This window comes from Commensalibacter communis (assembly GCF_947179015.1).
GTDB classification, from domain to species: domain Bacteria; phylum Pseudomonadota; class Alphaproteobacteria; order Acetobacterales; family Acetobacteraceae; genus Commensalibacter; species Commensalibacter communis.
In genome coordinates, this window is the sequence record NZ_CAMXCM010000026.1 from 1 (window position 1) to 973 (window position 973).

Consider the following 973-nt stretch of genomic DNA (forward strand, 5'->3'; position numbering starts at 1 on the left):
TTCGAACGATTGAGGATTTTTGTGGGCATTGGCACGCCAAGGCTGGAAAAGATGCGATCAAATTGGATTGGTCTTTGACGTGGAAAAACTGGTGTCGAAAAGCAAGAGATTGGGGAAATGTCCATCATTTTCCTAAGCAAAACCAACAACAACCTGCCAAAAAACAACATAATCTTGATTGGATGGTCGAAGAAGAAAAACAACTTTGGGGGAACGGATAATGAACGAAATTATTGAAAAATCTTCCGTATCCTTGCCTGTTCGGTTGAATATTTCTGCACCGTCCTGGACAAAGCAATTTAAAGATCAAAAAAGCTACAATTGCTATTCTCGCGAGGGAATGACTGATTTAAAAATTGCGAGAACTTTTGATAAAATAAAAATTAGTGAAGAACGCCATAACGAGGCTAAAGCAGCATTAGATCATTTCCTAAAATTATCTTCTGTTCCTGTTTCAATGGGAGTTTTTAGAGAAGTGTTTAAATTGGTTAATGGAGCTATTTCAAATTCGTTATCACGAGAGATATTTAATTTCAGAATTAAAGCTCTATATAGTATTTTCGCTGATTATCCAGCTTGTATTTTTACTCAAGAAATAGCTCGAAAAATTGCTAAACTAAATATCTTTTTCCCTTCGGCAAAGGAAATAGAGAGCGTTCTTGATGAAGCTAAAGAGGATTTAGAAAGTGAGATTTCCAATCTTCAATCGATCGTTGGGAATGATTTTTATACCAAAGAAGATCAGCTTCGTGAGCAAATGGAGTTGCAGGCTAAACGTCGCGAACGTCAAGAGCAGAAGGAAGAAGATGAACGTCGGCATCGTATCAATCGTTTAAATGCCATTACCAAACCTTTAGATGATTTAAACAAAGTTATTCAAGAGGCTATGGAAAATTATATACCTGCAAATCCTATGGAGATGAATAGCCAAGAGTTAATCAAAGTATTTACAGAGCAAATGAACCAAATCAAC

At 36.3% G+C, this 973-nt stretch carries 2 protein-coding genes; both read left to right on the forward strand.

Going from position 1 to position 973, the window contains the following annotated elements; genetic code table 11:
* A partial coding sequence (locus PQG54_RS12265; RefSeq protein WP_271790832.1) for a hypothetical protein occupies positions 1-221 on the forward strand: 221 nt, incomplete at its 5' end.
* Positions 221-973 (forward strand): hypothetical protein (locus PQG54_RS12270; protein ID WP_271790831.1); only part of this gene is annotated, 753 nt, incomplete at its 3' end. The genes PQG54_RS12265 and PQG54_RS12270, both read left to right, overlap by 1 nt.